Origin of the sequence: Pseudomonas sp. MF6394 (genome assembly GCF_002018845.1) — a bacterium.
Taxonomy (GTDB): Bacteria; Pseudomonadota; Gammaproteobacteria; order Pseudomonadales; family Pseudomonadaceae; genus Aquipseudomonas; species Aquipseudomonas lactis.
In genome coordinates this window covers 305,834-331,035 of sequence record NZ_MVOJ01000001.1, presented here as the reverse complement: position 1 = coordinate 331,035, position 25,202 = coordinate 305,834, and the positions used below count along the sequence as shown (strand labels likewise).

General features: G+C 53.8%; 36 protein-coding genes. 30 read left to right on the top strand and 6 right to left on the bottom strand.

The genetic code is table 11. The features are described from left to right. Together MF6394_RS01910 and MF6394_RS01905 are read right to left on the bottom strand one after the other, a co-directional pair. The gene (locus MF6394_RS01910; protein WP_177345124.1) at positions 1-513 is read right to left on the bottom strand and encodes a hypothetical protein; all 513 of its coding nucleotides are present in this window, start codon (positions 511-513) and stop codon (positions 1-3) included. A gap of 106 nt (positions 514-619) precedes the next feature. Continuing rightward, positions 620-1,051: a hypothetical protein gene (locus tag MF6394_RS01905; RefSeq protein WP_078466013.1), complete on the bottom strand. Its 432-nt coding sequence runs from the start codon at positions 1,049-1,051 to the stop codon at positions 620-622. A gap of 123 nt (positions 1,052-1,174) precedes the next feature. On the opposite strand from MF6394_RS01905, the gene MF6394_RS01900 reads away from it, so the two are divergent. Then, on the top strand, positions 1,175-2,488 hold the full coding sequence (locus MF6394_RS01900) for a phospholipase D family protein (protein WP_078466012.1): 1,314 nt from the start codon (positions 1,175-1,177) through the stop codon (positions 2,486-2,488). 52 nt (positions 2,489-2,540) lie between these two features. Here MF6394_RS01900 and MF6394_RS33680 read toward each other — a convergent pair whose 3' ends face one another. Further along, the gene (locus MF6394_RS33680; RefSeq protein ID WP_153045979.1) at positions 2,541-2,738 is read right to left on the bottom strand and encodes a hypothetical protein; all 198 of its coding nucleotides are present in this window, start codon (positions 2,736-2,738) and stop codon (positions 2,541-2,543) included. Positions 2,739-2,790: 52 nt separating this feature from the next. After that, a complete protein-coding gene (locus tag MF6394_RS01895) occupies positions 2,791-3,093 on the bottom strand; it encodes a hypothetical protein (RefSeq protein ID WP_177345123.1) in 303 nt (100 codons plus the stop codon). A 515-nt stretch (positions 3,094-3,608) separates the two neighbouring features. Between MF6394_RS01895 and MF6394_RS01885 the strand changes: the two genes are divergently transcribed. Next, entirely contained in the window at positions 3,609-3,929 is a 321-nt protein-coding gene (locus MF6394_RS01885) for a hypothetical protein (protein WP_078466010.1), read from the top strand. A 351-nt stretch (positions 3,930-4,280) separates the two neighbouring features. On the opposite strand, the gene MF6394_RS01875 is transcribed toward MF6394_RS01885, so the two are convergent. Beyond that, complete coding sequence (locus MF6394_RS01875; protein ID WP_078466008.1) at positions 4,281-4,976, bottom strand: GNAT family N-acetyltransferase; 696 nt, start codon at positions 4,974-4,976, stop codon at positions 4,281-4,283. Positions 4,977-5,272: 296 nt separating this feature from the next. Here MF6394_RS01875 and MF6394_RS01870 point away from each other — a divergent pair, with 296 nt between their 5' ends. From MF6394_RS01870 to MF6394_RS01790, 14 genes are all read left to right on the top strand, one after another. Beyond that, positions 5,273-5,590 carry a DUF5983 family protein gene (locus MF6394_RS01870; protein WP_078466007.1) on the top strand — a complete coding sequence of 106 codons (318 nt, stop codon included), beginning with the start codon at positions 5,273-5,275 and terminating at the stop codon, positions 5,588-5,590. Positions 5,591-5,665: 75 nt separating this feature from the next. Then, positions 5,666-5,992, top strand: a complete 327-nt coding sequence (locus MF6394_RS01865) for a hypothetical protein (RefSeq protein WP_078466006.1) — start codon at positions 5,666-5,668, stop codon at positions 5,990-5,992. Positions 5,993-6,179: 187 nt separating this feature from the next. Continuing rightward, on the top strand, positions 6,180-6,977 hold the full coding sequence (locus tag MF6394_RS01860; protein WP_078466005.1) for a hypothetical protein: 798 nt from the start codon (positions 6,180-6,182) through the stop codon (positions 6,975-6,977). A 168-nt stretch (positions 6,978-7,145) separates the two neighbouring features. Continuing rightward, on the top strand, positions 7,146-7,736 hold the full coding sequence (locus MF6394_RS01855) for a glutathione S-transferase family protein (protein ID WP_078466004.1): 591 nt from the start codon (positions 7,146-7,148) through the stop codon (positions 7,734-7,736). Between the two features lie 217 nt (positions 7,737-7,953). Then, positions 7,954-8,472, top strand: coding sequence for an NADAR family protein (locus tag MF6394_RS01850; protein ID WP_011923119.1), 519 nt, complete (start codon positions 7,954-7,956; stop codon positions 8,470-8,472). An 834-nt stretch (positions 8,473-9,306) separates the two neighbouring features. Beyond that, positions 9,307-9,522 (top strand): hypothetical protein, encoded by a 216-nt coding sequence (locus tag MF6394_RS01840; RefSeq protein WP_078466001.1) that lies wholly within the window; start codon positions 9,307-9,309, stop codon positions 9,520-9,522. A 990-nt stretch (positions 9,523-10,512) separates the two neighbouring features. After that, on the top strand, positions 10,513-11,130 hold the full coding sequence (locus tag MF6394_RS01825; RefSeq protein ID WP_153045978.1) for a hypothetical protein: 618 nt from the start codon (positions 10,513-10,515) through the stop codon (positions 11,128-11,130). 97 nt (positions 11,131-11,227) lie between these two features. Then, positions 11,228-11,689 carry a hypothetical protein gene (locus MF6394_RS01820; RefSeq protein ID WP_078465997.1) on the top strand — a complete coding sequence of 154 codons (462 nt, stop codon included), beginning with the start codon at positions 11,228-11,230 and terminating at the stop codon, positions 11,687-11,689. 76 nt (positions 11,690-11,765) lie between these two features. Next, positions 11,766-12,338, top strand: a complete 573-nt coding sequence (gene orn / locus MF6394_RS01815) for an oligoribonuclease (RefSeq protein ID WP_078465996.1) — start codon at positions 11,766-11,768, stop codon at positions 12,336-12,338. A gap of 132 nt (positions 12,339-12,470) precedes the next feature. Next, positions 12,471-12,893, top strand: coding sequence for a hypothetical protein (locus MF6394_RS01810; RefSeq protein WP_078465995.1), 423 nt, complete (start codon positions 12,471-12,473; stop codon positions 12,891-12,893). A gap of 28 nt (positions 12,894-12,921) precedes the next feature. Continuing rightward, complete coding sequence (locus MF6394_RS01805) at positions 12,922-13,404, top strand: hypothetical protein (protein WP_078465994.1); 483 nt, start codon at positions 12,922-12,924, stop codon at positions 13,402-13,404. Positions 13,405-13,575: 171 nt separating this feature from the next. Next, positions 13,576-13,941, top strand: coding sequence for a hypothetical protein (locus tag MF6394_RS01800; protein WP_078465993.1), 366 nt, complete (start codon positions 13,576-13,578; stop codon positions 13,939-13,941). Between the two features lie 65 nt (positions 13,942-14,006). Then, positions 14,007-14,528, top strand: coding sequence for a hypothetical protein (locus MF6394_RS01795; RefSeq protein ID WP_078465992.1), 522 nt, complete (start codon positions 14,007-14,009; stop codon positions 14,526-14,528). 31 nt (positions 14,529-14,559) lie between these two features. Beyond that, positions 14,560-15,003: a hypothetical protein gene (locus MF6394_RS01790; RefSeq protein ID WP_078465991.1), complete on the top strand. Its 444-nt coding sequence runs from the start codon at positions 14,560-14,562 to the stop codon at positions 15,001-15,003. A 133-nt stretch (positions 15,004-15,136) separates the two neighbouring features. On the opposite strand, the gene MF6394_RS01785 is transcribed toward MF6394_RS01790, so the two are convergent. Then, positions 15,137-15,565, bottom strand: a complete 429-nt coding sequence (locus MF6394_RS01785; RefSeq protein WP_078465990.1) for a hypothetical protein — start codon at positions 15,563-15,565, stop codon at positions 15,137-15,139. A 243-nt stretch (positions 15,566-15,808) separates the two neighbouring features. Here MF6394_RS01785 and MF6394_RS01780 point away from each other — a divergent pair, with 243 nt between their 5' ends. The 14 genes from MF6394_RS01780 (at position 15,809) to MF6394_RS01710 (ending at position 25,195) form a co-directional block, all read left to right on the top strand. Next, positions 15,809-16,507: a hypothetical protein gene (locus tag MF6394_RS01780; protein ID WP_078465989.1), complete on the top strand. Its 699-nt coding sequence runs from the start codon at positions 15,809-15,811 to the stop codon at positions 16,505-16,507. A gap of 483 nt (positions 16,508-16,990) precedes the next feature. Continuing rightward, positions 16,991-17,500, top strand: coding sequence for a hypothetical protein (locus MF6394_RS01770; protein ID WP_078465987.1), 510 nt, complete (start codon positions 16,991-16,993; stop codon positions 17,498-17,500). A 157-nt stretch (positions 17,501-17,657) separates the two neighbouring features. After that, a complete protein-coding gene (locus MF6394_RS01765) occupies positions 17,658-17,921 on the top strand; it encodes a hypothetical protein (RefSeq protein ID WP_078465986.1) in 264 nt (87 codons plus the stop codon). A gap of 66 nt (positions 17,922-17,987) precedes the next feature. Continuing rightward, positions 17,988-18,320: a hypothetical protein gene (locus tag MF6394_RS01760; protein ID WP_078465985.1), complete on the top strand. Its 333-nt coding sequence runs from the start codon at positions 17,988-17,990 to the stop codon at positions 18,318-18,320. A 60-nt stretch (positions 18,321-18,380) separates the two neighbouring features. Further along, a complete protein-coding gene (locus tag MF6394_RS01755) occupies positions 18,381-19,028 on the top strand; it encodes a hypothetical protein (protein WP_078465984.1) in 648 nt (215 codons plus the stop codon). A 77-nt stretch (positions 19,029-19,105) separates the two neighbouring features. Further along, a complete protein-coding gene (locus MF6394_RS01750; RefSeq protein WP_078465983.1) occupies positions 19,106-19,462 on the top strand; it encodes a hypothetical protein in 357 nt (118 codons plus the stop codon). A 125-nt stretch (positions 19,463-19,587) separates the two neighbouring features. Then, the gene (locus MF6394_RS01745) at positions 19,588-19,866 is read left to right on the top strand and encodes a hypothetical protein (protein WP_078465982.1); all 279 of its coding nucleotides are present in this window, start codon (positions 19,588-19,590) and stop codon (positions 19,864-19,866) included. A 264-nt stretch (positions 19,867-20,130) separates the two neighbouring features. Beyond that, positions 20,131-20,541 (top strand): hypothetical protein, encoded by a 411-nt coding sequence (locus tag MF6394_RS01740; protein ID WP_078465981.1) that lies wholly within the window; start codon positions 20,131-20,133, stop codon positions 20,539-20,541. A gap of 92 nt (positions 20,542-20,633) precedes the next feature. Beyond that, positions 20,634-21,575: a hypothetical protein gene (locus MF6394_RS01735; RefSeq protein WP_078465980.1), complete on the top strand. Its 942-nt coding sequence runs from the start codon at positions 20,634-20,636 to the stop codon at positions 21,573-21,575. A gap of 114 nt (positions 21,576-21,689) precedes the next feature. Continuing rightward, positions 21,690-22,475, top strand: coding sequence for a hypothetical protein (locus tag MF6394_RS01730; RefSeq protein ID WP_078465979.1), 786 nt, complete (start codon positions 21,690-21,692; stop codon positions 22,473-22,475). Positions 22,476-22,562: 87 nt separating this feature from the next. Further along, positions 22,563-23,162, top strand: a complete 600-nt coding sequence (locus MF6394_RS01725) for a hypothetical protein (RefSeq protein WP_078465978.1) — start codon at positions 22,563-22,565, stop codon at positions 23,160-23,162. Between the two features lie 272 nt (positions 23,163-23,434). Further along, on the top strand, positions 23,435-23,764 hold the full coding sequence (locus MF6394_RS01720; RefSeq protein ID WP_078465977.1) for a hypothetical protein: 330 nt from the start codon (positions 23,435-23,437) through the stop codon (positions 23,762-23,764). A gap of 136 nt (positions 23,765-23,900) precedes the next feature. Then, positions 23,901-24,818 (top strand): hypothetical protein, encoded by a 918-nt coding sequence (locus MF6394_RS01715; RefSeq protein WP_011923144.1) that lies wholly within the window; start codon positions 23,901-23,903, stop codon positions 24,816-24,818. A gap of 50 nt (positions 24,819-24,868) precedes the next feature. After that, a complete protein-coding gene (locus MF6394_RS01710; protein WP_011923145.1) occupies positions 24,869-25,195 on the top strand; it encodes a hypothetical protein in 327 nt (108 codons plus the stop codon). Positions 25,196-25,202 lie beyond the last annotated feature (7 nt).

The following is a 25,202-nucleotide window of genomic DNA, read 5'->3' as shown; positions in this document are numbered from 1 at the left end:
TCAGGCGTACGCGGGGTCCTCAAGGACCCGCTTTAGAACGGCCAGGCCGAGGGCGGTGAAGATGAGATCGAAATGATCCATATCCTTAGCCAATGACTCAGGCATTTCAGCGATCAACCCTTTCTCCCGGCAAGACTTGGCAGAGCGGAATTCACCACGCTGACAACTAATACTGCTTGTCAGGTTTAGATCACGATCAAACGTCGCGAGGAAGGCTCGCTGCCCCGGTGATAGCTTCTTGGCGATGGCAATCGACTGGTGATTGATAAGCCACTGGCCAACATCACCCGTGAGGACTTCGGACTTGGCCCAGGCGGCAAATGAAACTCGAGTGGTGTTACTTTCGGTCCCAGCAGGAATGCCGCCCGAACTCACATGGGGCTTATAACGGAGGCAGTCTTCATCTGCGACTGCTTCGTACAGCTTGAATTGCGGCCCCTCGGCAAGGACTTCACGCAGACCCGCTTTGCCGTCGGTATAGAACCGGCCGACTCCAATATCAGTTTTCTTCACGATGACGCTCCCGAAGGTGATCAGTACCCCGTTCGGGGCTGTGAGAGTAAGGATAACTGCACGAATGCTCGTGCCAACAGCATGTAACCAAAACAAACCGATCGCATTACCCGGCTTGTTCCGACTGGATTTCTAGCATCAGATCAGCAGCATGTTCATCAACTGCTTTCTGATCACCAGGTATGTACCTGGCTGGCAGATCTTCAAGGGGCGCCACTACTACCTTGGGGAGCCCGAACTGGTCCGCAGTGACATCGACAACAAAGGCTTGATCGCCGGCTGTCGCCTCCACCCAATAGTGACCATGACCAACCCAGTCGATGTAGAGCCCGCCATCCGAATCACCATCCCCCCCACGCACAGCGGCCTGGAAACTCGTAAAGCGGTTGATTACCGCCGCGCACATCACCGCCGCATACAGACAGGTACCCAGCGTGCGCTGGTGGCCCAGTGATTGAGCCAGAATGCCTTCAAAGATCTCCCTCGAGCTCGCTGCCAAGCTGACCAGCTCTGGTGGTGCTAAGTGGTGAACATCCATTGATTCGTTTCCATTCACGGAGTCTGGTGAGCATTTTAAGGGGTGCATGTGCACGCGACCACAGAGTTAAGCTGCCGATATACTGGGCGTAACGTACATTTCCGGCTTTCCAGGGTAGGACCGATGATCCGCATTCGAACGAAGATGGCCCCGCGGTGGATTCAACAGATCACCAGTGCTCAGTCTCAACTTACCGTGCTCTCCCCCTACATCACGAAGAACCCTACTCTAACGCTGCTCGCGAACAAGAAAGCTACGTTCTATACACGCTTCGATCTCCGCGATTTTCTCAGCGGTGCGTCAAAGCTGAACGCATTCAAACAGCTACTCAAAAAGGAATGTAAAGTCTTCGTAGTGCCGAAGCTGCATGCAAAAGTGATCATGGATGAGGATCAGTTTGTCACCCTTGGGAGCCAAAACCTGACTCAGGGAGGGAGGCGGAACAAGGAGCTGAGTGTCTGTTTCGACGGTTCAGCTCGAGACAAAACCTGTGAGTCAGTACGAAATATGGTGCGGGAATGGACTACTGATCCAGGTCTAGTTCAGGTCGACTGGGATTGGTTCCACCAGATGGCTGAGGATGTAGAGCGCGGCAAGGAGGCATACGAACAGTTCAACGAGTCACTTCGCACCATTGAAGTTGATGCAAAACGAGCAAATGCGGAACGGTTAAATGCTCAGGAGCTTCGCCTGGAGGGTGAGAGGCGATCGAGGAAAACGGCAGCCCTTGCTGAACTCCAAGAGACAGTGAAATCCGCACATCCGTCTGGCATTAACCATCTAGGCACTGTAACCCCTACCAAAGCATCACCATGCTTACGGTTTGAGCCCGGGGTCGACCTGCTTAGCTGGAAGAAGCGAAACAAGATCCTGCCTCCGCTGGATAAGGGCTCACGATGCCTTTGCGTCCTCAATCAGAAGCATGTCGGCTGGGCTCGCCTGGCTGGGAGGCAGATAACTAAGATAGCTCAGAGCATGAAGATTCGCGGAATCCTGCCTGCACCATTCAAGACCGTTCAGATTGAGCTTTCTGTGAAACCAGAAGACCTCAGAGCAATGTCCTCGGACACGACGATGGTTGTGAAGCTCTCAGCACCCAACGGAGTAAAGCTGCTCTCAGTGGCTCTAAGCTATTCCATCAAGAAAACAGAAGTGCTTGGAACGCATCTGCCAAGGGTTAAGGCCAAGGGTAAGAAGCTCAAGCCAATTGCCCAGTTGAGAACCGACCTGCAAGCTTGGATTGACTCGGATCACGATTCATTCGAAAACCTTCTATCCAAACATATTACCAGCACCACACCCTTGAAACAGCGCCTCGCCGGTGTGAATGCTGATGAGTATTTTGGAGGGTTGTATAGCAAGGTTTCGGTCACGATGATGTTCACCGCCCGAAGCAACCAACCAATCCTAGTAGCGAACTTGATTGGTGATGACTGAACGCACAAAGCTGGTCAAATCTTACTGTTCTCCAGGTTTGACCAGGGCGAATTCATGATTTGTAGCTCAGAACCTTTTCGCCCTGGCTCTCCAGGGTTTGGCGTTCAACTCGTTGAATTTCGAGATACTGCTCGATTTCCTTTTCCCTACCAGCATCACCCATCGGGTCCATGATTACAGGTAGCCAAACCCCATCTGCGCCCTTAGTGAACATAGTAATTTCTGATACTGATTTGTCTGATGACTGCATTCTTTTGCCTTTGATTAAGTAGTGCGTGTAATTGGCCGCTGCATGTGAAAATTTATTCAACAGTCTGAGCGGGGCGGAATACACACTTATCACCATCAAAATGAGCGATGCACTTCCCCTCAGCACTATAGTATTTTACTTTCCAGCATGGATGGCAGTTGTGAACATGCTTCCCGTACTTTAGCTGATTTGAGAATCGTACGTTGAGGTTCGCGCTGTCGTTCATTCCGATGATTGTTCCGATGTCACCATCTACCTCGACCTGCATGTCCAGTTGAACAAACTCCAAGCCACGGTGCTTGATCATGTCAGCTACGAATTTCTGAGCCTTAGTCATCTTGCGTGTATCGGCCATACGATCCTCTATCAACATTCGCTGCCCAGGATGGGCATCTTCTCAACGCAGTAATTTTCGGTCACTTGAAACCGTGCCAACAGCCCGTCGATGATTTTCCGCCAGCTACGAGTAGACGCTGTTGAACCTCATGTTGGGTATCGAATGCAGGGTGCATGGGTTAGCCTCACTGTCGACCATGCAGATGATGAAAGCCTGGCCAAATCCACACCCATTGAGGCTCACTAATGGCAATTACTAACCGCGACACAGTTGAGCGCACTCTTAGATCCGCCCTCCTCAACCCTGAGCAGCAATCCCGGGCACTGGCTTTTCGGCAATTGAGGCTTCGAGAAGAACTCAGCGGTGTTGGCGTCGGGTCCGAACCATTGCCTGAACTGAATCGGTACCTGGCCGGGGAGCTGACCCTCGGAGAGTTAGTGGATCTAAGACTGCGCCCAGAGTTATGCGAGTGATGGTGTCACGCAGCAACAGCTCTCATGCTTACTCCATCCAAGCATCTGCGGAGAATCAAAATGTCTAGCGCACCGCTCATCCCCTTCACCCTCCTCGGCCGTGACATGCCTCAGGTAGAGTTCTATTGGTCCAACGAGATCGAGGGGCTGGTTTCATCAGGTCCGCACTATGCGTCCGACGAGAAGGACGATAGCGATCAGGTATGGGGGATTGTTCTTGTTTCCAAGTGCGACACAGGCTTCAATGCCGGCTGGTCCAACGGTGAGATGGCGCAATCGGGATACACTGAGGAAATGTACACGGACCTTGTTGAGGCCGGCAAAGCAGAGGAAGGCCTTGCTCAAACTGAAGCCGACCGCCAGTGCGCTGAGTTCCGGTAATCTGGTTACCATTCCCCCGGTTGCAAGACGGTCAACCCTGCCAATGAGAACCCAATAGAATGAAACAGCTTCTATCGTCCCCGCCTGATCTTAAAGGGCTATCCCCAGCACAGCATGCACACGTCCTGAAGGTGTTTCCAGAAACCCGCACAGACATGGCCAACTATTTACGCAGCGGCGCCCAAGTCATTGTAGGCCCTCAGAGTGAAGCGTCCCCGGATGTTCCACCGATCGCCATATCAGTCCTAGCAGATCCTGACTTCTGGATTGATTGTTGCGATTCGGTGGAAGAGGCACATCAGCGAATCGATTCGCTGGGACTCGTTTTGGCGGCCCGATAGAGCGTTGAGGCTAGGCCTTCACTCCAGTACCCAGCCTGCCCCCGACAAACGCGACGGCCTGCCGTTGAAGCTGGGCTACGTGCCGGTTCAATTGAGTTTCAGCATTCACCATCTCCTTCCGGCCCCAGCGCGCTAAAAGCCTGTCTCTGATTTCAAGGGCCTGGCTGGAGCGGTAAATCGGTTCCACATCCACAATCGCCATCTGACCCTCAGTGCTGGCGCTCCTCGTGTTCATGACCACCTGGGTGTTGTGGGTATCAAGCACTTGGAACCCTAGTCGCTCGTAGAAGCCAACCTTTGCTACCGGGCAGGTCAGCTCGATGTGCGGGTACCGTTCGATTGCCTTCTTCATCATTGCCGAACCGATGCCGCGCCCTCGGTGCGTCTTTTGCACAGCCATGTAGGTAACACCACAAGCATCGGAATGTGTCGGTACAGGCAAGTACATCAGAAACCCCAGGACATGCCCCGGGGTTTCTTCATCGAATGCCACAAGCAACTCAACAGGAGCGATCGGCACCTGCCCAATTCGATCAATGTAGAGATTCACCTCAGCAGGGACAGCCCACTTGTAGATCTCATAGAGGTGGTTGCTAGGCGGCACCGCCAGCATGCTCAGTTCCGTCAGATTGGACACGACCATTTGCAGGACCTGATGGGTAACATCCCGGGGCGGCGGCGCGCTGTCAAAAAGTGAGATTGGCATTTGCATCCTCAATAGGTAAATGATCCTGCGGGGCTGGTACCGGCCTGTCGGTCTCGCGGCAATATAACAAGGTACCCTCCCCTCGCCAAAAAGTAGGGCTACCTTTTGGCTTATGACACGCGATTCCAGACCCCGACCTTACACGAGGGCTTTGCCGATATGCACACGGCAGGGAAACCATTACAAGCCCTGCCCGGGGGAATGAATCTGCCGGGTGTATCTAGCGATTATGGGGTTCTGGCACACCGATTTCGTCCTGAATATGGCTCATCAATCAAGCGATGAGGTATGCCCCCATGGAGTTGATCTCCCTTCCTGTAATCAGCACCAGCCACCTGACTCAAGAGGTTGCAGCGACGCTCACAGCCTTGGGCAATGAGAACGCCTGGGTTCCCTGCGCAGCGTGGCCGTACGGCTTCTTCATCTCCCTGAAAAGCATCGAGGAAAAGGTTGCCGCGGGGGAGGAAATCCCTAGGTGCCTCCAGGACATCGCTGCATGGCTGAAAACGAAAGATCTCCCCTGCTCAGCTAGCGGACAAACCTGGAGCGGGACATGGGTGCAGCTTGACCAGGCTGTTGATGCGGTCGACGGACTTCCAACTTACAGCTGGTGATCACCCATCAGTAACTGCTGGCTTCCCATGCAAGCCATAGCTACCACCCAATCCGACTCAATAAGAGGTTCGTCCATGTCCGCTCAAATCCGCCACGCAATTGCATCAGCTGTTCCCAGCACTATCACGGGCATCAAGCTGTCCGTACCAGAGTTGTTCGCACAGCCGGAATTCATCAGCTGGCTCAATAACTCTCAGGCGATGACATGGCATTCCCGGCAAGGCCCGGTCAGCGAAGGCGACATTGCTGACGTTGCAATCTTCGTCGACCCATCAATGACCGGTGAGGGCTCCGATAGCGACATGCCCGGGTGGGAGCACGTCGTCGATAAGCTCAGGGTTGCAATTGGGGAAGGCCCCTTCAGCGGGAATCACTTCATCGTTATCTTGAGTAATTCCTGATCTTATCGAGCAAAGGCCGAACTGCGGATTCATGGGTCAGCAGCGCCTTAATTGAGTCCCCGCCTTGGGAGATCAAGGCCGCTGCCGGCACTTTATTTGAGGGGAACAAATGAGTGCCACCGTTGCTTCTGGCACAGCAAAAACAGACTGAAACTGGCCTCATATTAAATCAGCAAGGACAAACCTCATGATCTCCCAGACCCCAAAATTTACAGTTGAGTCGCTGGTGAAGCTGCTTTCAGACATCCGGGCGCCTCACATCGCCGGGGAGATCGCGAGCAAGCCGTTCAGTCCTGCACGCAATCAACTGTACCTGGAATACTCCTTTGAACTGCTGCGCCTTCTCCTACCTGTTGCAGCCAAGGAGAAGGCATTCGCGGATACGCCCGAAGGCAACGCTAGTGACTCTTGTGATCACCAGGTGTGCAACCGTGCAGTTCGAATGATGCTTCAAATCCTGGACAACGCTTTTTACGAGCGCTTCAAGCCTGAGCATTCCAAGATGCCTAAACAGCTGACGGTTCGAGAGTGGGGTGTTTTCATGATGCAGCTCCGCTTCCATGGCTGGCACTCCGGTGTGCCTGTGTATCCGAGCCCCGAGGCAGGAATTGAATCGGCAACGCCTCTGGACTTCATCTCCGAAGAGCAATGCGCAATGGCACGCGCAGCCAGAATGGGATCAAATCTGAATGATCGTGACGCCTTCTCTGTGGCTAGCGAAATCAGCGGGGACTACCCTCACACGTCATTGTCGGCACTGGTGCTGGTCGTGACTAAAGCACAGAGCAAGCAACGTGTGGCACACATCGCGGAAACGGCCCGTGGCCCAGCTGGAATCCATACCTACTACGCGACAATCGAACAGGCAGAACAGGGAGTTGATGCAATTGCAAAAACCCTTGGGTGGTCGTTGACCACATCGGAACGTGAAAGCGCAATCCAAGGTGTGTACTTGGCGCCGCCGCTCGTAAAAACGGCAGCCTAAAGCGTCATAATCAAGTCAACTTACCGACCTGGCCAATAGCCGGGTTGGTCCACATTCATTCCCCAAGATCGGGTATGCGAAAGTCATTAATTCCGGGCTCGGTAGCTGGTGGCACACACAAGAGCTTTTAATATACACCCATCAGCCAAGCAATCCGGAGCTACACAAATGTCCATTTCCTCAACTACCAAACTGTTCACTTCTGCTAGCTGCGTACAATCGCATATCGTCCGCTTTGCAGCCGAAGTCAAAGGTCTGGAATACATCGAGCTGGACATGGCCCAGCATGCCGATCTGGCGCTTTCAGTCGATGTCGTTGAGTCCCCGGCGCTCAGTGATCGGAACGTGACAACCGGCGAACTCGACATCATCATCGAGTACATCGACGAGCAACACCCCCAGCCCCCACTGCTCCCTGCCAACACCGCTAGTCGTGCCATCTACCGCAAGCAGGTCCGCTCCTTTCATAAGCAACTCTTCCCCCTGTTGGAAGCTGCCAAAGAAGGTGACGCTGCCGCACAGACAAGCATGCGTAAGTACCTGCAACAAATGGATAGCATGGTTCAGGGGTACGCCTACTTCGCGAGCAATGAAATCAGCGTAATGGACGTCACAATTGGTCCTTGGCTTTGGGCGGCAAAACAAGCGGGGCTTAGCCTCAAAACATTCCGTGATCTGTCCGCCTATGCAGACCGTTTGTTTGCATTGCGATCTTTCCAAGCAAGCCTCGGGCACAAATCTGAGAACGCTGCGGCTTAAGGCTTGCAGATCACGGGGCCAACCTAGGTTGGCCCAAACACCCTCGCCAAAGGCCATTGCAGATGACTGTGACTATCTCATTCACACTAACGCCCATAGAAACCCTAGACTGCTTGGCTGATGTGCGGGCGCTTAGGTGGAGTCTCGGTCAATTCGCTTCGTGTAGTTTCAGTGGTGAGGCAACGTTTGTGGAGCTATTGCTGTCCGAGGTTTGGCCGTGAAGGTTGCTAATGGGTTCCTGCTCTTCCACCACAAGAGCGAGATATACAGCAACTGGTACCTGCGCCCGTTCACGGTCAAGGGGATTATCTTCAATTGCGTCGAACAGATGCTCATGTTCGCGAAGGCCCGCCTCTTTGGAGATGAAGTCCGCGCTGCGGAAATCATGGCTACCCATGATCCCGCTGAACAGAAAGCTATTGGGCGCAAGGTCGATGGTTTCGTCGAGGCTGTTTGGGTTGAGAGGCGGGAAGCAATCCTTCTACATGCTCTGTATGCCAAGTTCACTCAGCATGAGGATCTCAAACTTGAAATGATCAACACAGGTGATCTTGAGTTTGTTGAGGCAAGCGGGAGTGATGGGGTTTATGGCGTAAAACTCTGGGAGTCCAATCCACGCATCCTGGACCGGCGCAACTGGCGCGGCTCGAACATACTTGGGCTGGCGCTCAATAGCGTCAGGTCGAAAATAGTAGCCGAGATCAACGCGGGCCACCCCCATAGGCGGTATACATAAGCGCGGCCCTCAAATTGACATAAATCCTGCCGATACTTCTTCGTCTAGAAAGTAGAGCCGAACACAGCAGTCAATCATGATCAGATCCCAAGATAGAAAATCGTTGGCCTACCGCGAAGGCCAGCGGGCCAGGGTAGATGGCCTCAGCCTTCAGGAATCGGCGCTCAAAAACCTGAAGGCAGGCACCCGGCAGCATGCTGAGTACCTGGAGGGCTTCCATTCCGTCGCAGGTCCCCCGCATATTCTGCGATCAGCGTAAATTCGAGCCTGTCATTTTGGTTTGGCGCTGAGCGATGTCTAGCCTATAAATGGCCTCACATCGTGACAGAGATTCCCCATGAGATTGCCAGGCTCAATTCTGAAACAGTCCTACACCAGGCCCACAAAAGTTCAAGCCATCAAATTGGCGCTGCCGGTATGAAGGTACTCGGCATTGAGCTAGTAGAGCCTCCACTTGAGCGAACAATCAGGGGAGCAAGGTGGTTGCTAACCACCCTCCTCGTTCTGGCAGCAATTACTGCTGTGATCGGTGGGAACATGCAGGATGTCCCTAAGGCGGGACTGCACTGGCTTCCTATGGTTGCACTTTGGACATGGGGTTGGGACCCTTTCAAACAGGGGCTTCCCGCCTGGATCCTTGGTGTATTGGCATGGATTGGCTCGACCCTTCTGACTGCGTTAGTCATTCATGTTTTTGTGGGCTAAGCCAAGGGTGACCAATTCTCAGTCGAGAGCAATTATGTCCCGTAATATCATCCAATAGGCCGGGAATGCTGGCGACACGGTTAGCTGCGGACAATAATGAGTTACCGGATCTCTTTTAGGAGTGAGCGCATGGTTGTAAGCGGATTAGTATTCGGCCTGGGCTTCTCAGCTGTTGTAGGCGCTGCAATGGTGGTTTTTGTGGTGTACGTGTTACCCCTCATGCTGAGCGATGAGCAACGCTACGGCATCGACGAGCACGGGATTGCCCAGACACCTGAGTACATGGCAAAGAAAAAGCAAATGGAGGCTTGGAACTATCAGGTGGAGAACTTTCCGCCTTACTGATGGGGCAGGTCAGACAGCAAAATTAGTTCACGTTTTGTGAAGAGATAGGAGATAACAAGGATCCTGTTGAGGCGGGCAACGAGCTTGAGAGCGTCAGCTTGGAGAGTGATGCACTCAAAGGGTTGTGGAAGTGTAGTGGGCACCCGTCTAGGTGCCCTAGCGGAAAGTCAGATGTACACCTGTTGAGCATTGCCGCGCGGCATGCGGTTGCGACCGGGCATCTGCGCCAGACGATTACCCCAGGATGCACGAGCGGTAAGTTTGGACGACGCGTGCTGTACCGATCGCTGAGGTTGAGTGACCAGCGGCTTTGGTTGTTGAGCTGGCGCGGACTGGCCCTCAGTCAGCTGTGTTGGTGCTGCCTTCTCCATCGAGCGCAGACACGTCTTGCACGAGACTTGCCCACGTTCTTGGGTGATGGCCAGGGTTGAACCGGTCCGGCCGCAGGAAGAGGTGCCAAGGTCTTGCGAGTAGTGAGTGACCACGTTTGAATCTCCAGTTGGTACAAGCGCCTTGCGTTGATTCACTGCCACCGGCGCTTTCGGATGGCAGCATTCGTTGAGGAGGCAATCCTCACATCAAAATTCGCGTGCCAGAACCTGCTGTGAAAACTTTTTCAGGCCTCCGCTTTGGCTAGCCAATGCTCAGGTGGCAGGGATAATGTATTCCCAACTGAGGAAGTGGATACTAGGCATGACACTGTTCAGCGAATACACCCAAGAGGAGCTTGAGTCGGAGTCTGAGGTTACACTGACCCTTGCAGAATTGAGGGCTCTGCAGCTTTCAAGCTCGGGGGACGTGTTCGCCCCCGCCAGCCAGCTAAGCACTAACCTTGAGAGCGCCGCGTCGAAGCTGGATATGGCTCTAGACCGGCACAGGGCTAACTTGGTGGCCGAGCGTACGTCGATTTCTAAGCGGGGCTAGTTGCCCACAAGAGTCTGGGAATTAGGACAGATCGGTTTCTTCCGTTCCACAACGATAGGGATGTTTATGGCAGTCTTTTTTGAGCGTTTAAAACGCAGCTTTAACTCAGTGCGCAGCAAGATAATCCTTCCAATCCGAGAGGACATCAGCTTCAACTTCGGATACCTGAAAAAGCATCTGGCCGACCGTGCCGGCTTCATGATCTTCTATTTCGCACTCGGGGGACTGCTCACGCTCATCACCCAGGCTGAAAGTTTGTCGGTGTTTGGGAACAAAGTTTTAGACGAGCAGATAGGCATCAGCACAATCACGCTGATGCTGGCTGGAAGCGCAATCCTGGCTTGCATCACATATTTGTTTTATAGCACTGAAGAGCCTCAAAATGGGGCTTTTCTATGGTGTCACGACGTATTGAGGCGAGTAGTCGACACTGGCGCTGACCTTTGCCTGATATTCATAAGCATCACTGCAATTCCGTTCTTATTTTCAAGTAACGATCCTAGCCTGCTCTCCATTCTATTGGGGTATGTTAGCTTGCTGTTGATTTTCGGTGTGATGACATACATCCCGACATTTGCGCTCAACACACGGAAGAGCATGCGTTCAGTTACATTTGGAATCCTTAGTACGAGTGTGATAGTTTTGGTATTAGTATTCTTGTATGCGGCAGCAAGCTACAAGTAGATCTGTTAGTGCCAACGCCCCTGGCGAAGCTTGGTGCTTCTGGCACTAGCAGGGGCATTTACGATTGCATGGTCCTCATCAAACTCCGGAGCTGACCATGCGCACCACATCCCCTGTCTTCAACTTCCTCAGCGCATATCGCGGTGAGCACCATTACCAGGTACAGCTGAGCAACGGTGCCAAGCACCGACTGTCTATCCGCCTCACACCTGAACAGTACGACCCAAATGTCTACCATCAAGACCAGGCAGCATTCGAGCGGCTGGTGAACGGCCAGGTCGGCCTGATCGCGTGCGGTGCTGACATCCTTACAGAGGAACTGGTTGCTCAATTCAACAAGCAGGCCTATCTGGATCACGAGTCGCAGTTGGCCAAAATGCTCGCCAATCCCAGGGCATACGGTGAAGTCGAGCGCGTCCCCTTCCCAGTGTACGTATCAGGGCGCATTGATCCGGGTAACGGGGCGTGGGCGGCGGTTCAGGAGTTCGATGCCATTCGCACTCTAGCTGGAATTCCACCGGAGCATTGCATTGACCCGAGGGCCAGTTTTAACGAGTGAATGGCAGCGTAGTTTGGGTGGTGGCACACCCAAGCCGGCTGGACAATGGGCACATCAATTTATGGAGGATGACCCAATGACCCGATCTCAACGCAGGCTCCCATGGCTTGACCTGGAAACCACAGGCTTTACTGAGCTCTTCGACCGTAGAGTTTACGAACACCGTATCCTCGAAATTGGGGCAGTGGTCACTGATGAACACTTCACTGTGCTGGCCAGTACCTCAATCGTGATCCAGCAGCCCATGGTTCGTGTCCTCGAGCTCAGTGATGAGGCTGTCACGCGCATGCATACGAATAACGGACTCTTCGATGAGGTGGTCAAGTCCTTCACTACTCTCAAGGCCGCGGAACACCAACTGATTCAGTTCTACCGGCAGAACGGTGTCACCAAGAAAGTCGAGCCGCTGTGTGGGAGTGGCATCCACTTCGATCGGATGTTCATCGAAGCCCAGATGCCGGAACTTCACGACTTCTTGTACTACCGGAATCTGGATATCTCCTCAGTGAAAGAATTCCTGAAAACGGTATCCCCCTCCTTCGAACCCTCGAAGCGCCAGCAGCATCGAGCCTTGCCTGACATTCTTGAGTCAGTGGCGGAGGCCAAAACATACCGTGCACTGCTCGCGCCACTGATCGAGCGTGATTAAAACAGCTGCTCATGACCTAGGGTTCTGGCACAGCCGTATGCCCCTTAGGATTGACACATTACAAGCACCCAGGCCATACCAATGACACGAGTCACCTCCCCTACTCAGCCATTCAGCTCAGCTGAAGCCACAATGCCTACACCGAAATTCCAGGTCGGCGATCTGGTCAGCCTTGATTTTCGACTGGAGGTCGACCGCCCCTATTTCTGGAAGCAAATTCTGAGGAATGAAATCCGCCAGATTCGTCGTTTCATGCCCCAAAGGCCTATGCACCCGCACAACAAGGCTCAGATCCGGGAGAAGATGGAAGGCGCTCGAAACGCTACAACAATTCAGATCGCCGGTATTCGCCCATGGGGCGGTCATAACGTTGGCAATGTAGCTGCTGAAGGATATTTGGCGGGCTGGCCGGGCGCTGCCAGTCCTCTTGAGTACCATTTCTACTTGGCCTTTCGCTGGACGAATGCTGAAGGCCACGCCGTCGCATACATCCCAACAATTGGTAATGCTCACAACAACATGCTGAGCGCGGTGAACCTGGCTCCAATTGAATGACCCCAATCACTAAGTGAGGCCTGTACCCATGACTGCACAGATTCAACGACTGGCCGCCCGCGGTTTTGTGGAGGCAAACTTAAGCCAGCTGTCCGCCGATGTCCTCCATTGGAGAAAGCACGGAAAGCTACCACCGAGCAGCTTGATGAATGAGCTGGCCAGCATTTGCATGGCTTTCGCAGTCGAGGGTGATGAGTTCCAGGAAGCTGAGCGGATGATCATCCAGATCGCACTTGGATATTCATCACGCAAAACGTCAGCACAAGGCGAGAACGAGGTGACGACATCAGCACCCACTGCGCCTGAGGATCTGAGCGAGAACGACGCTTACAAGAGCCTGCTACCTAAGCTCCTGAGCCTAGCCGACATGATCGACGACATGTCGGATGAGGAGTACCGTAGCTGGCTGAATGCCCTGCCTAAGGAGGAGTTTTTTGAGTTTATGGGATTGGACGGCAAGGATGCGTTCCGTGCAGCAGTGGCTGAGGCACGAGCCCTCTCACCCCGGTAGCACCCGAAGTAAGTCCCTGTAGGCTATTTGCTCTATCCCTCTCAACGCCTGATTACAAAAGGTCAGGCTTGAGGTCACACGAGCCTGCTGAATTTCGATGCCTACGTCCGGAATGGAATGCACTCCCCCTGGGTTATTATCTGGAGCTCGCTGTCAGTGGGTGATCCCCCAATGAGCTACGTTGAAAATGTCCTACCTCGCACTGATGAAATCAATTCGCTTCTTGCCGAGGTTCTCGCGGGGACCGATATAGACCTTAGTTCCATCATCACCACTCACCAGTGTCTCGTGGCCATAGATCAAGCGCGCCGGCCCTTCCCGGTTGACCCATCCCAGGTCGACACGGAGCGAAGTCGGATTAATGCTGCAATCCGCCTTGTTTGCTTGGTTGCACTTACCAATGCGTCCGCGCTGCCAGGCTTGGTCAACAAAGAAGCTGCTCGCCTCTTTCGCGACTTTGCAGATGGTGTTCCCGTTACAACTGATCGGTTGAAGCGTCACCAGGCGCTGGGCAGGCTTTCCGTTGTTCCCACGTAGTGCCGTGATATTGGGTCTCACCGAGCAGTGTTACCCGACCACTCCATTCCTACTTGAGGAATCCTATGACCGACAAGCCTAAAGTTTACGTCGAGCCTTTTTACATGCGCCGGCTTGGCCCGGAATTGTCCAAGATCCTTCGGGATCAATTGGATTATTTCGGACCTCGCCTGATTGTTGGTACTGATCGTGCGACCTTCACGCCTGGCTTCGCTTTTGAAGGCATGGTCAGCAATGCCTATCGAAAACGCTCGCTAACGAAGCTCAGTGATCAACCCAGCGGAGATATCTGGTTCTCTATTGCTATGGATACGACGCCAGATGTTTGGGCCGTAAAGTACATCCAGGGTGAAGGCTCCCTGGTACAAGTAGTCACGCCGGCGGCCGAACTGTGCTGGGTGCACGAAACGCGCGGACTCGCAGAAACGGTGATGCGACCACTGTTCATCGATTGGGTGTTACGCAAAGGGCTTACTCGAGAGTTCGGGGTTGGGTATGCTGACCACCTCGAAACCGATGAGGAATACCGCCGTTACAGCCGAGGCCTCATCCTTCTTTACCAGACGTTCGGCATTCGATCTCGTTGAGTGCCCCCGGTTAAACACTATCAGGACTCAAATGTTCTCCGAACAACCTCAACAACCAATTGCAGCGACCAAGAAATCCATTTTTGCCAGCACTTGGTTCTTCATCCTGGCAACCGGCTGCGCGATTTGGGCTGGTTCTAAGAGCTCAGATTATTACTGGCAGCACTCTGAGATGAGCGCACGGCAGTACGCGATGGTTTGGGATGGATACCAAAGGCTTTCCCCTGAAGGTCAAACCAAGTTCGGCTCAGTGCTGCTCAAGGGCTTCCTGCTGAAGCCTGAACTCTCGGCGATCACCGATATCGCGCTGCAGGAGCGTGACTCTTTCTCCATCAGGGCAGGAGATACCGGAGAAGAAGCCGAATCTGTAACCCATCAGATCTATCGGTTTTATGCGGGAATTCCTACTGTGTCGATCGCCAAAGATAAGCTGCTGGCGTCACTAGCGGCGCAGGGATCTGCGAAGCCAGAATGAGACGTTCCATAGGGCATTCTGAACTCTGAAACCAGCTTGTATCTCGTACTATCAGCCAATAACACCCTATCTGGGTCAACCCACTCCCTCACTCAAATCAAAACTCATTGAGAGCGAGGGGTGATGATTCGTATCAAGCCCACCATGGCTCCATGGGAACCGGTTCACCTTCCTCGATAGCTTCACTGTGCTGGGAGTTAAACGCCCGATATCGCTCAAGATGCTCTTGGCAGAAAGCTTCTAGCTCTGCTTTGGGCAGTCGAGGTGAGTAGACCAGGTCTGTAGACCCATCGAGTTCGGCAATGATCGCCGTACCGTCCCCGAAGTCATGGACTGAAGACCCTACGTAATCCATGGCGCGAGTTGCAGCCGTATCGGAGAAGTCTACCAAAATTACTGCTTGCTCGATTGGCGCGGCCGGCAGGTGAACTTGACCATCCTTTTCATAAGCTGGGGCTGCTACGGTGACCATGCTGCCTGCAACGATGACCTGATCACCCTCGACCAGGCTGAACACATCGACTTGATGAAAGCGGTCCCATTTGAATTGACTGACTTGCATGGGTGACTCCTGCAATTGAAGAAGACCTCCAACATAAAGCACAGCAGCAGTACAGCAACCCAAAACCCTGTTACCGAATATCGATACATTCAGCGTCCTCCCCGACTGCATCCAGTTTCGTCATTTCAAAAGCGGGTATGTAATAGGGGATGGGGCTTTGGCGGCCAGCTTAACTACCTGCCATGGGCTTCTGGCACTGGCAAAGTGACCGCAGCATAAGCATATTCGCATAAGGACATAATTATGGACCTCATCACTGCCCGCCCCGCACTTAACAACGTCGACGTCTTCGTTAAGGGGGTCATGCTCACCTTCCCCTCCCAATTCACGTGCCGTATGGACGTTCTGCAGGCTATCTTTCTGGAGCCTTGTGACGCCCAGCTAGAGGCAGGAAACCCTGACCTCAGCTGCTTCGGTGATCTGCGTACAGAAATGAACTACAGCGATCTGGAAGGACATCGCAGCGACAGTGATATCGTGGAAGCCAACAGTGGTGGTCCTAGCGCAATTTTCCACGCCGGCCGACTAATAAACTACACACGCCTGAGGCAGGACCGAGAACTGGTTGCTGAGTACATCGACGTCCTGGCTATTGAGCATACCCGTGGTGAGAGATTTCCTACATCCAGCAAGCTAACGCAGAGGTTCCGGGCAAATGGGTGCCTACTGGATAGGGTCGACATCAGCACCTTGGATTTGAACTGGGCACTCGCCGCTGAAGAGGTCGTGATAGCTGCTCTATCCGGTCTTGCCTACGAACTCGGGATGACTAGCCCCTTCTACAAAGAGGTGACAGCACCGCCCAAGCCGCTGGCCATATACCGCCACCTCAATGCCTACCTTGAGCAGCTCGATACCGTCACCGGTACCAAAGCGCGCGTTGCGGAAATGGAAATGCTTACAGGCGAGTTGATCGATGAGATCCTCGCCGAGGAACGGTGAGCCCTGATTAAGAGCCTCACCTTGGATTCAATCCACGCCTACGGGTAAAATCTGGTGTCACACGGGCCGAAATGGCCAGTTACGGAGTAACGAAATTGGCTCTCGAATATTGGTTTGAAACCACCCCGCTGCGGGACAGAATTTGGGTCCAATGCAGCGACGCCAGCACTGTCGGACGGTTCAGTGAGAGAGGTATCGACCTTCACAACACTATTACCGAACAGCTTGCTGGCTCGCCAGAGTGCAGGCTCTGTACCCACGGTTCGACCACCGTAGCTGACTGGGCCCTTTTCCGCGAGAAGGTACTTGAGTGGTGGGGGCTGGACATACCCGCCGACGCTATCTCTCCGGAATATTTGAAGCCTGAGACGTCGCCTGCACTTTGAGTGGAACTGCAATTCCTCTCTAACATTCATTCCTCGCCTGGTTCTGGCACACGGTTAAGCCAAGCATCCTGGGATCCTCAAAATCAGGAGGTGCCAAATGTCAGAACCAACGCCAGAAGCAACAACAGTGATGATGGCCCACGCTCTCATCAACACCCTCAAGATCGCAGGCTGGACCCTTAAAGCAGTCTGCAACTACTCTCACGACCGCCACCCGGTTCAAACTGCAGAGGAACTTGAGCCACTGCTTGAATGTTTCGATGTCTGCATTCTCGAGTTCTCACACACCACGTCAAGCGAAATACTGAGCAGGGTGCGGTTCGACAATTTTGCTGAACCCAAAGATCAGGTCTATGGCTGGGCGGAAACCGGGGCCCCTGGTTTTGCTTCCCTGCTTGAGGGTTTCGTCGCAGGTATCCCCACCCTGTTGCTGCAACGGAAACCAGACATTGGACTGGATGCTTTGCAAGTGTCGACGAAGTATTCAGCAGCAGGTGAGCATGGCCTGTATACGAAGGAAGACTGGAGATACGAGGTCTTGAATTGTGACACCTTGCAGGGCTACTGGAACTGGGTCGCTTCGAAAATTGAGTGTGCTCAATCCTAATTCAGCAACCACGTGCGGTCAGGCCCCCGGCATTCCGATCCGACCCTGAGATTCGTAGAGTTGAGGGTCTATCGGTCGCTCACTGAATTTCTGAGCGGGAGGGTTCTGGCACCCTTAATTTCGACGGAATATAGCTCATAAAATCAGGGAGCTAACCGTGAATAATCCTACCTCTACCGCCACATTCGCCCCGAACAAATCCACAGCTGAGGTGTACACCAATACCGGCTCACTCCCTTACGACTACGAGGATTTCGGGCTATCTCGCAGCGAGCTCGTGGCCAAGTTCCTTGAGGCTGGCGAGCACGAGCACTACCTGCGCTCGGACTGGAGCGCAGCAAACCCCGTTGGTGAACAAACAGTCCCCGACTATTGGGACTGGGTAATGGCTCAAATCGCTCAGGACGACGAAGACTACTAAGGCGCATCCACCCCTATAGTAACGGCCAGCCCTGCCGGCCCCTTATCGAATAGCTGGGAAAAGAGCATGAGCTTCAACCGGGAAAACATTTGTTGGCAGTCCAAGGATGGCAAGTGGTCGCTGGCGTTCTATGAGTGCTGGCCTATCAACGATGATGACGATGACCACGATTCTGAATGGGACGTCGAGTACGGGGACCAGTTTGAGTGGGTCTCAACCGGTCACGCCACTGAGGAAGCCGCTCAAAATAGCTGGCATGGCGCGAATCCGGGTGGTGGCTCAGTCATGGAATGGGGCGACGGGAGTGCGAAGGCATGCGAGCAGCTGGATGTTAAAGCGAAGTCCTTTCTGGCCAACCAAATGGAGCAGACCAAGCTGAATAGAAATCGCGGCTGGTGAGGCTTCTGCCACATCCAATCCAGACGGACTATGGGTCATCAACTTCAACTGGTGACCCATATGCAACTCCAGAATCTCAAAGGCAACCTGCTCAGCCTCTACCTCGCTATTGCACTTGAGCCCTCGAAGAAAGGCCTTATTCGCGCCCCGTGGGATGATTGGCAGTGCGACATAATTTTCAATCGCCGCGAGTTTGGACCTTTCGACACCCCAAAAGCTGTCAGTAACCCTAACACCCTCCTCGCCATCATGCCCTTGGTAGCTCAGTGGCAGCTGTCTAGCCGTCCAATCGGCACTGGCCGTTGGTTGGTCGAGACACCTGACGGTCAATCTTACATGGGCTCCAGCCTCGTTCACGCTTACACCTTGGCGGTGATTGGCACCAGCTTGGGGCAGGATCTTCCGGACTGGTATGAGGACCCGAACCTCCACGTTTCCGTCTTCCTGCCACCGTTTAACGTTGAGTACGGCACAGAGGGTCCGAACGCTTCGACCCCTACAGTATTGACTTTCAAGTCCGACAGCCATGAGTGGGCTACCTACGATGAGGCGCTCGCTAAGGCCAAGGCAATGACGGCCGAAGCGCTAGCCTTCAATTACACATGCGATGGGCACTCGTGGGTTCAGGTGCAGCTTATGGATGGCACCGTGCACACTTTGTATCAAGGGGCCAGCACCCTTGGACTACCGGCCTGCACGCCCCCTTGAAAGCATTGCGGTACACTTCAACCACGCTGGCGTCGGCAAGACCGTCGCCGGCACGACAAGATTGTGAGGATAAATCAGTGACTCAAACGCTCAAGGCACATCTCTTCAGCAACAAGGCGAACCTGTTTTCCAAGGGTGGCGCTGGTAAGTCATCGGTGGCCGGCATGGTCGCTGCGGAATTCGCCCGCCCGAAAGGGCAATGGAAGCAATACTGGACACGCCACCTGCTCAACCTGTCGCCAGCAAGCCGATTGCCACGTGGTTTCAATCCCAGGCTGGTGGACCAAGTTACGCTGCAAATCGATGCTGACCCTGCTCCTGAATCTAGCTGGATCGACCAGAACAAGTCTGCAATCAGCGAAGCGGTTCAAAAGCTCGCACCGGCCGAGCCTGTGAAGAAACCCACCCGCAAGAAAGCAAAGCCAGCTGAGTAACCAACCCAGTAATTGTGGGGGTGCCTGTCCTTTGAGATAGGCACCCAATTGACTCGCTTTAGCCGCTTCTGCCACACCCCGTAGGGGCTGATGATGACCTCATCGAAACCTAACGGAGAAACACCATGGCAGCGCTCTATGACTTTCGCTTTCTGATCCGAAAAGTCAGCTTCGTCGGGAACCTGGTCATCGCCGCCAGCGGCAGCGATTCAGTCCTCTTCGAGGAATGCAAACAAATGACCTACCGCGACGCCCAGACCCACCTGGCGCATCTGAGCAAAGGTCAGTCCCAAAGCCACTCGGCAATCCTCAGCCTCAAATACCGGGATGACAAAAAGCCCCGCGGCTGGAATGGCAACACTCAGAACAGAATTGACTACGAAGCAACAAGCGCAGCAGCTTGAGGCGTGATTTTAGGCACCTCGGTTTTCGCTGGGGGGCCTTCCCTATAAGGGATAATGTCCTTTCCGCAACTACTGGGGGCTTTCCCTGCTCACCGATGCCGCGCCTGGTCAGACGCCCAGTCACTGATACCCCAGCGGCTTTTGGCCCGCACACGCGCTGCGGAGAATGCAGCCGGACGAGAGTTCGAGGCCATAGATGTTCTGCCAGAAATGCTGCCTTTCAGCTGATCTTGCCCTTTACCACATACAGTATAGGAGTCCGCCGTGACAACCTCCTCAGAGACTCAAGAGCATCGTCTCGCCATCGCCAACTCATTTCTAAACGCAATTGCCAGTCATGGCCGGCAGTTCTTCCTGCACAAAGCCAGCGGACGGATTGCAGAACTGAGCCTACACAACGAACGCGTACTGATCCTGGACGAGTACACCCAGAAAGTCGTTGATACGCACAGCGATGGAAGCTGGCCAGACTTCTGCCATGGGGGCGGATTGAGGGACTTCGTGCGGGCGATCCGTGACTTTGTTCTGTCGGGGGATCAGATCCGACATCAGTATTTTAAAACAGTCCCACCAGGTGAACGCGAGTTCAATTATTGGGGGTATGACAACGCTTCACTCGACCTAGTCCGAGAGGCTGGCCAACAGCTTGGAATTGTTACTGCAGGATCTTCCTGACCCGGTTCTGGCACGAGTGCATCTCGGCATATTGTTTTCGAAGGGCTGACTTAACGATCAGCCACCCCATCCTTTAAAACCGAGTTGAGCCAATGACTTCAGCAACTACGTCCGTAGACAGCAACGACAGCGACCATTCACTGAATACACTCCAGGCCCTAAAGCTGCTGTGGCCTTCACTGAAGCAGACAGTGGAGCCTTTTCTCATTGCCTCACCGGAAGTCGATAGAAGCGCCGCCGAAAGCTTCCTCGCTATGCTGAACTCAACTCACATTGCGGAGCCCTCCAGCCCGGCCGCATGGGATATCGAGGGCTTCAATCACTGCATCAGTCAGGGTTCCAAGGCGATACGCCAGCTGCTGAATGATGGGCCCTCTGCAGGCGGATGTCAGTCCTTCAACGCGGAGCACTGCATTCAGATCGCAAATGAGTTAGTGCATCAGGTGGATATCAACCGAAAGGCATGCACCTCAGGTAATCGGGCTGGCGTTACTATCCGTCCCGTTCAGGACAGCTCGAATTCAACTGAGCAGGGCCGCTCTGTCCCTGCTTACAAGTTCGATCGTCTGGTTCAGCATGCGAAAGCGCAGGATAAAACGATCGCCCGACTGCAGGCTGAGCTCAACCTATACCGCCTGTACCAGAGTGATGAGCCTTCCATCTGGGTCTGGCAAGGTGATGGAGAAGACCACCCCGAATCACTGGGCTGCCCAATTCTGATCCAGCCGGCCGACCTCAAGGCCATCATTGATGCCCCTTCAGACGAAGGCTTTGTGCTGCGAGCTGCAATGCACCAGGGCCGCCTTGGACGTGTGCCACTTAATTCGCGCTACTACCTGGCAGAGTGCGAGAAATGCGGGTGGCTTGGCAGTTCACAAGAGTGTGCTTCCTCGCCATCTGCATCGGGAGACGATGGAATTCCATGCCCCTGCTGTTTCCGAGACGAGCTGAGCGAGATCGATACGGCACGGGCTTTGGAGCTTCTTCAACTTGTCGTTTTCGGTGCCAAATCGAGCATCGGGTGTCCTTCCTGATCCGTAGTCGTCATTAGCATGGAATTTGATCCGGAATTCCATAACATGGTTTTGGGTTGCAGAGAGGGCGCTATTCTTCAAAATGAGGCATCACTAGTTCATTGAGATCCTCACATGGAAAGCAACCCAACAATATTTGCAGCGGCATCTGATATCACTGTCGATGCGAGCGAGCGTGGGCCGATAAGACTTTTGGCTCCGGGTTTTGCTGTTGAGATCGCAAGCGGCTATGGCAGCCTCAGCTACTCACTCCGCTCTCTGGACGAGGTAGATACCCGCCAAGGGTACGAGCAACCTCTCTCTTACGTGGTTGCCGACCACTCCGGCTCGAAAACAGTTGCTCATTTCACTACCCGTGAAGAAGCAGACAAGCTGATCGAAATGATATCTGTAGCTCGCGACCTGGGTGCAAAACGCAAAGCCGAGGATGAAGCCGAAGCTCGCAAAAAGCTGAACCCTTTCCGGAGAACCCTGTTCAATATCGCTGAAATGTTAAGCGCAGCAGTGCTGATAGGCTTCATCGGTTCTGGTGCAGCAAACATAGGTTGGAACGTCGCGTCGCCATTTGTCTCCCGAATCACCGGCGTTCCAACACCAGCCGAGCAATACTCCATAGATCGGACAGACTCCCTCGACCAGATCAAAGCTGCCGTTCAAGCAGTACCGTTGATTATGAAGGAAGTCAGGAACGCCCGAGTGAATGAGCAATTTCAGAACCTCGTTGATACATCCGACGCGCAGGTCAGAAGTGAGTTGATCCGAATGCAGATGTTGCCGTCTACAGAGGCTGATCGAGAAACTCACGACCGCAAGCAGATGCTCGAGCACATCCCACCTTACGCTCGTACGCAAGAGCAAGCGGCTGAGCTGGATGCTGCGCAACCTGCAACCGAGCAATAGGTTTGGGGGGCCGGCGATTCAGCCTCGCTGGCTTTTGGCACGACCGAATCACGATGAACATAAGGTCTCACTGATTCAGGAGGCCCTATGAAGCCAATTCAACTGCTCGTTATGAAACTCTGCACTGGCCCCAAAGCGTTGATCATTGAGCTTCCTGCGGAGCAAGAAGCCTCGTGCCTTCAAGCAAGCTTCCTCACTGTCGCCCTGAACATCTTGGCCGAGACCGGGCAAGCAGTCGCTGTCGTTGAAAACGGTGAAATGCGCCACTGCGCCCTTCTCAGTCCAAAAAACAATCTTGTGTTGGACTCCACGGGGATTCGCCCGCTCGAGCAGTTCAACGAGTATTGGCAGCGTATGACTGTCGGCAAAGCGACCATTCAGCAAATGACCATTGCAGACCTTGTATCGCTTTGCCCTCCCGAATCTGGTTTTTTCGCCCGCGCGCTGTCGAGCTTCGAGAAGGTCGTCGTGAAGCACTTGCCAATTACGGCGCTGGCACCGGCGATCGTTGGCTATCAAGTTCACAGCCGTGACCAAGAGCATTGGGCTGATCGACCCAGCTTTGAGATCCTCTCAATGGAAATGGCTCATCAAGATTTGGTCGAGGCCCGGGGGTCGCAACCCGACGCGGGCTGGTTGATGGTAGCGATCCTTGATGGAGACATTGAGGCCCCAACTTTTGCCTGACATAACTGATCGTTCGCGTTCCTCCCCTGATTAACTCCTTCAAGCACGATTCACCATATGCCACCTAAACAACCGACTGCCGATTCTGTGCCTCAAGCAGACGACATCAGCACTTTGATGTCCAGGTTTGGGCCAGACACATTCCAACGATCGGGATACTGGATCACAGGACGGCACCGACTTGCGTAGCTGAAGTGATCAATTTTTGGGGGTTCTGGCACACCATGACATGACTGAAGATGACTTATCACTCAACTACAGGAAGTCCACACATGGCTAACTCTCTCACCATCATCCTCACCGAATTCAAGACCCTCGGTACTACCGAGACCCACTGCGGCTACATGGCCATGGACGATGGAGTCGAAGCTTGCTGCCGGGTTTCCGATACGTGGGAAGGCTTCAAGAGCAACTACCCCACCCTTGAGTCACTGATTGATCAAGTGATGGGGGAGCAAGTCTTTGAGCACCTGCAGGTGTCGTACACGGTTCAGGGCCTGGATATCGAGGTAGATGGAAATCACGGAATGTGCGAGCTGAAAGGAATCAGTGTGGTGGGGGCCGAGTTTCTTTACGGCCCGAACGCTGCGCTGGCCGCCTGACCGCTTGAATTGAATGAGCCCTCCCAACGTGGAGGGCTTTTGCTTTCTCGAAGGAAAATTTCATATGTTGCCGCTTCTGGCACACCTTAGGTGACAGGAAAATGAGCCCATTCTGAAATTCAACGGAGACTCATTTATGAAACCCACCTACACCTGGACTAATCAAGCTCTCGCGCTCCTCGGTACTGATACTGATCGCGCTGTAGCCGCAAAGCTTGGGATTACCATTGGTGTCGTCTCCAGCAAGCGTACTCGGCTCAACATCAAGCCATCCCGGTCCAAGGGTGCCCCGGAGCATGGGGCGCTTCCAGCCGCGCCTAAGGCTGCTCCCAAAGAACAATCTACACCCAAGGTCAAGTTCTGGACGGTTGATCGAATCAAACTCCTCGGCACTAAAAGTGACTATGAACTCGGCAGGATCTGGGGCGTGAGCAATAAGCGTGTCACTAAAAAACGGGCTCAGCTGCAAATCTCGGCTTTCAACACCCACGCCCGCATTGAGTGGACTGAAGACAAAATTAAGATGCTCGGCACCATGCCGGACAAGACGCTGGCCAAACTACTTGGGGTCAGCCGGAGCTGCGTAACCCTTCGTAGAAGTGAACTTAAAATCCCTGCCCTGGTAACTCAACAAGAAGTGGTATGGACTGAGGAAGGCCTCAGGTTGCTCGGGACGATGTCCGATAAAGACGTCTCTTCAGCGATAGGCATCTCGAGCAGCTCCGTTGCCTACAAGCGCCAGCAACTTCAGATCGGCGCTTTCGTTGGTGGTCGGGCCAGTAGCTGGACACCCGAACGTGATGCAATCCTCGGCACGATGACCGATCGGGAAGCTGCAGATCAACTGGGCGTAACCCTACAGACAGTAATGTTGCGGAGGAACGCATTGAGCATCGAAGCTCAGACCCCAAAACCTAGGCATCAGTGGACTGAAGCACAGGTGCAAAGACTAGGTACCGTTCGAGACTCCGTGCTGGCCACAGAGATTGGGGTTTCGCTCAACGTGATTGGCAACAAGCGCAATCAACTCGGCATTGAACGCTTTGCCGCTTGAGCCCCTCGACAATCTCAATAAGCTGCCCGCTGGCGCACCAAGGAAATGAAATGGCACCCTCGACCGAGGAACTCCTCAAGACTCTTCAGGAAATGCACCCGGAATTGAAGTGGGGCACTTACCCTCTCAGTGATTACGACATGTACGCAGAACTGGATGCGCCCGAAGTGCTCGTGTGCTTCGGCAGCGAAGACTTAGATCTGGAGTACGGACTGGTTGACCCCTGCTCGACCTTCACTGGAAAACGCTGCCTCCCGGCACACTGGGGGATCTCTGGCGAAGCCGCCGAAATGATCCAGGCCCACAACAAGGTGTTTGTTTCCAAATACCCGAACTTTGACGGACCAAGGGCCAGCGGCGAAATTCGCGAATCTTAATTTTCAA

Coding starts and splice junctions, on each gene's coding strand:
- MF6394_RS01800 (WP_078465993.1), top strand. CDS start 13,576: ATGAGCTACGTTGAAAATGTCCTACCTCGCACTGATGAAATCAATTCG.
- MF6394_RS01870 (WP_078466007.1), top strand. CDS start 5,273: ATGGAGTTGATCTCCCTTCCTGTAATCAGCACCAGCCACCTGACTCAA.
- MF6394_RS01860 (WP_078466005.1), top strand. CDS start 6,180: ATGATCTCCCAGACCCCAAAATTTACAGTTGAGTCGCTGGTGAAGCTG.
- MF6394_RS01755 (WP_078465984.1), top strand. CDS start 18,381: ATGCAACTCCAGAATCTCAAAGGCAACCTGCTCAGCCTCTACCTCGCT.
- MF6394_RS01895 (WP_177345123.1), bottom strand. CDS start 3,093: ATGGCCGATACACGCAAGATGACTAAGGCTCAGAAATTCGTAGCTGAC.
- MF6394_RS01855 (WP_078466004.1), top strand. CDS start 7,146: ATGTCCATTTCCTCAACTACCAAACTGTTCACTTCTGCTAGCTGCGTA.
- MF6394_RS01805 (WP_078465994.1), top strand. CDS start 12,922: ATGACTGCACAGATTCAACGACTGGCCGCCCGCGGTTTTGTGGAGGCA.
- MF6394_RS01875 (WP_078466008.1), bottom strand. CDS start 4,976: ATGCCAATCTCACTTTTTGACAGCGCGCCGCCGCCCCGGGATGTTACC.
- MF6394_RS01780 (WP_078465989.1), top strand. CDS start 15,809: ATGGACCTCATCACTGCCCGCCCCGCACTTAACAACGTCGACGTCTTC.
- MF6394_RS01715 (WP_011923144.1), top strand. CDS start 23,901: ATGAAACCCACCTACACCTGGACTAATCAAGCTCTCGCGCTCCTCGGT.
- MF6394_RS01790 (WP_078465991.1), top strand. CDS start 14,560: ATGTTCTCCGAACAACCTCAACAACCAATTGCAGCGACCAAGAAATCC.
- MF6394_RS01840 (WP_078466001.1), top strand. CDS start 9,307: ATGGTTGTAAGCGGATTAGTATTCGGCCTGGGCTTCTCAGCTGTTGTA.
- MF6394_RS01725 (WP_078465978.1), top strand. CDS start 22,563: ATGAAGCCAATTCAACTGCTCGTTATGAAACTCTGCACTGGCCCCAAA.
- MF6394_RS01760 (WP_078465985.1), top strand. CDS start 17,988: ATGAGCTTCAACCGGGAAAACATTTGTTGGCAGTCCAAGGATGGCAAG.
- MF6394_RS33680 (WP_153045979.1), bottom strand. CDS start 2,738: ATGCAGTCATCAGACAAATCAGTATCAGAAATTACTATGTTCACTAAG.
- MF6394_RS01820 (WP_078465997.1), top strand. CDS start 11,228: ATGCGCACCACATCCCCTGTCTTCAACTTCCTCAGCGCATATCGCGGT.
- MF6394_RS01785 (WP_078465990.1), bottom strand. CDS start 15,565: ATGCAAGTCAGTCAATTCAAATGGGACCGCTTTCATCAAGTCGATGTG.
- MF6394_RS01900 (WP_078466012.1), top strand. CDS start 1,175: ATGATCCGCATTCGAACGAAGATGGCCCCGCGGTGGATTCAACAGATC.
- MF6394_RS01735 (WP_078465980.1), top strand. CDS start 20,634: ATGACTTCAGCAACTACGTCCGTAGACAGCAACGACAGCGACCATTCA.
- MF6394_RS01795 (WP_078465992.1), top strand. CDS start 14,007: ATGACCGACAAGCCTAAAGTTTACGTCGAGCCTTTTTACATGCGCCGG.
- MF6394_RS01730 (WP_078465979.1), top strand. CDS start 21,690: ATGGAAAGCAACCCAACAATATTTGCAGCGGCATCTGATATCACTGTC.
- MF6394_RS01865 (WP_078466006.1), top strand. CDS start 5,666: ATGTCCGCTCAAATCCGCCACGCAATTGCATCAGCTGTTCCCAGCACT.
- MF6394_RS01905 (WP_078466013.1), bottom strand. CDS start 1,051: ATGGATGTTCACCACTTAGCACCACCAGAGCTGGTCAGCTTGGCAGCG.
- MF6394_RS01770 (WP_078465987.1), top strand. CDS start 16,991: ATGTCAGAACCAACGCCAGAAGCAACAACAGTGATGATGGCCCACGCT.
- MF6394_RS01720 (WP_078465977.1), top strand. CDS start 23,435: ATGGCTAACTCTCTCACCATCATCCTCACCGAATTCAAGACCCTCGGT.
- MF6394_RS01885 (WP_078466010.1), top strand. CDS start 3,609: ATGTCTAGCGCACCGCTCATCCCCTTCACCCTCCTCGGCCGTGACATG.
- MF6394_RS01825 (WP_153045978.1), top strand. CDS start 10,513: ATGGCAGTCTTTTTTGAGCGTTTAAAACGCAGCTTTAACTCAGTGCGC.
- orn (WP_078465996.1), top strand. CDS start 11,766: ATGACCCGATCTCAACGCAGGCTCCCATGGCTTGACCTGGAAACCACA.
- MF6394_RS01810 (WP_078465995.1), top strand. CDS start 12,471: ATGCCTACACCGAAATTCCAGGTCGGCGATCTGGTCAGCCTTGATTTT.
- MF6394_RS01745 (WP_078465982.1), top strand. CDS start 19,588: ATGGCAGCGCTCTATGACTTTCGCTTTCTGATCCGAAAAGTCAGCTTC.
- MF6394_RS01710 (WP_011923145.1), top strand. CDS start 24,869: ATGGCACCCTCGACCGAGGAACTCCTCAAGACTCTTCAGGAAATGCAC.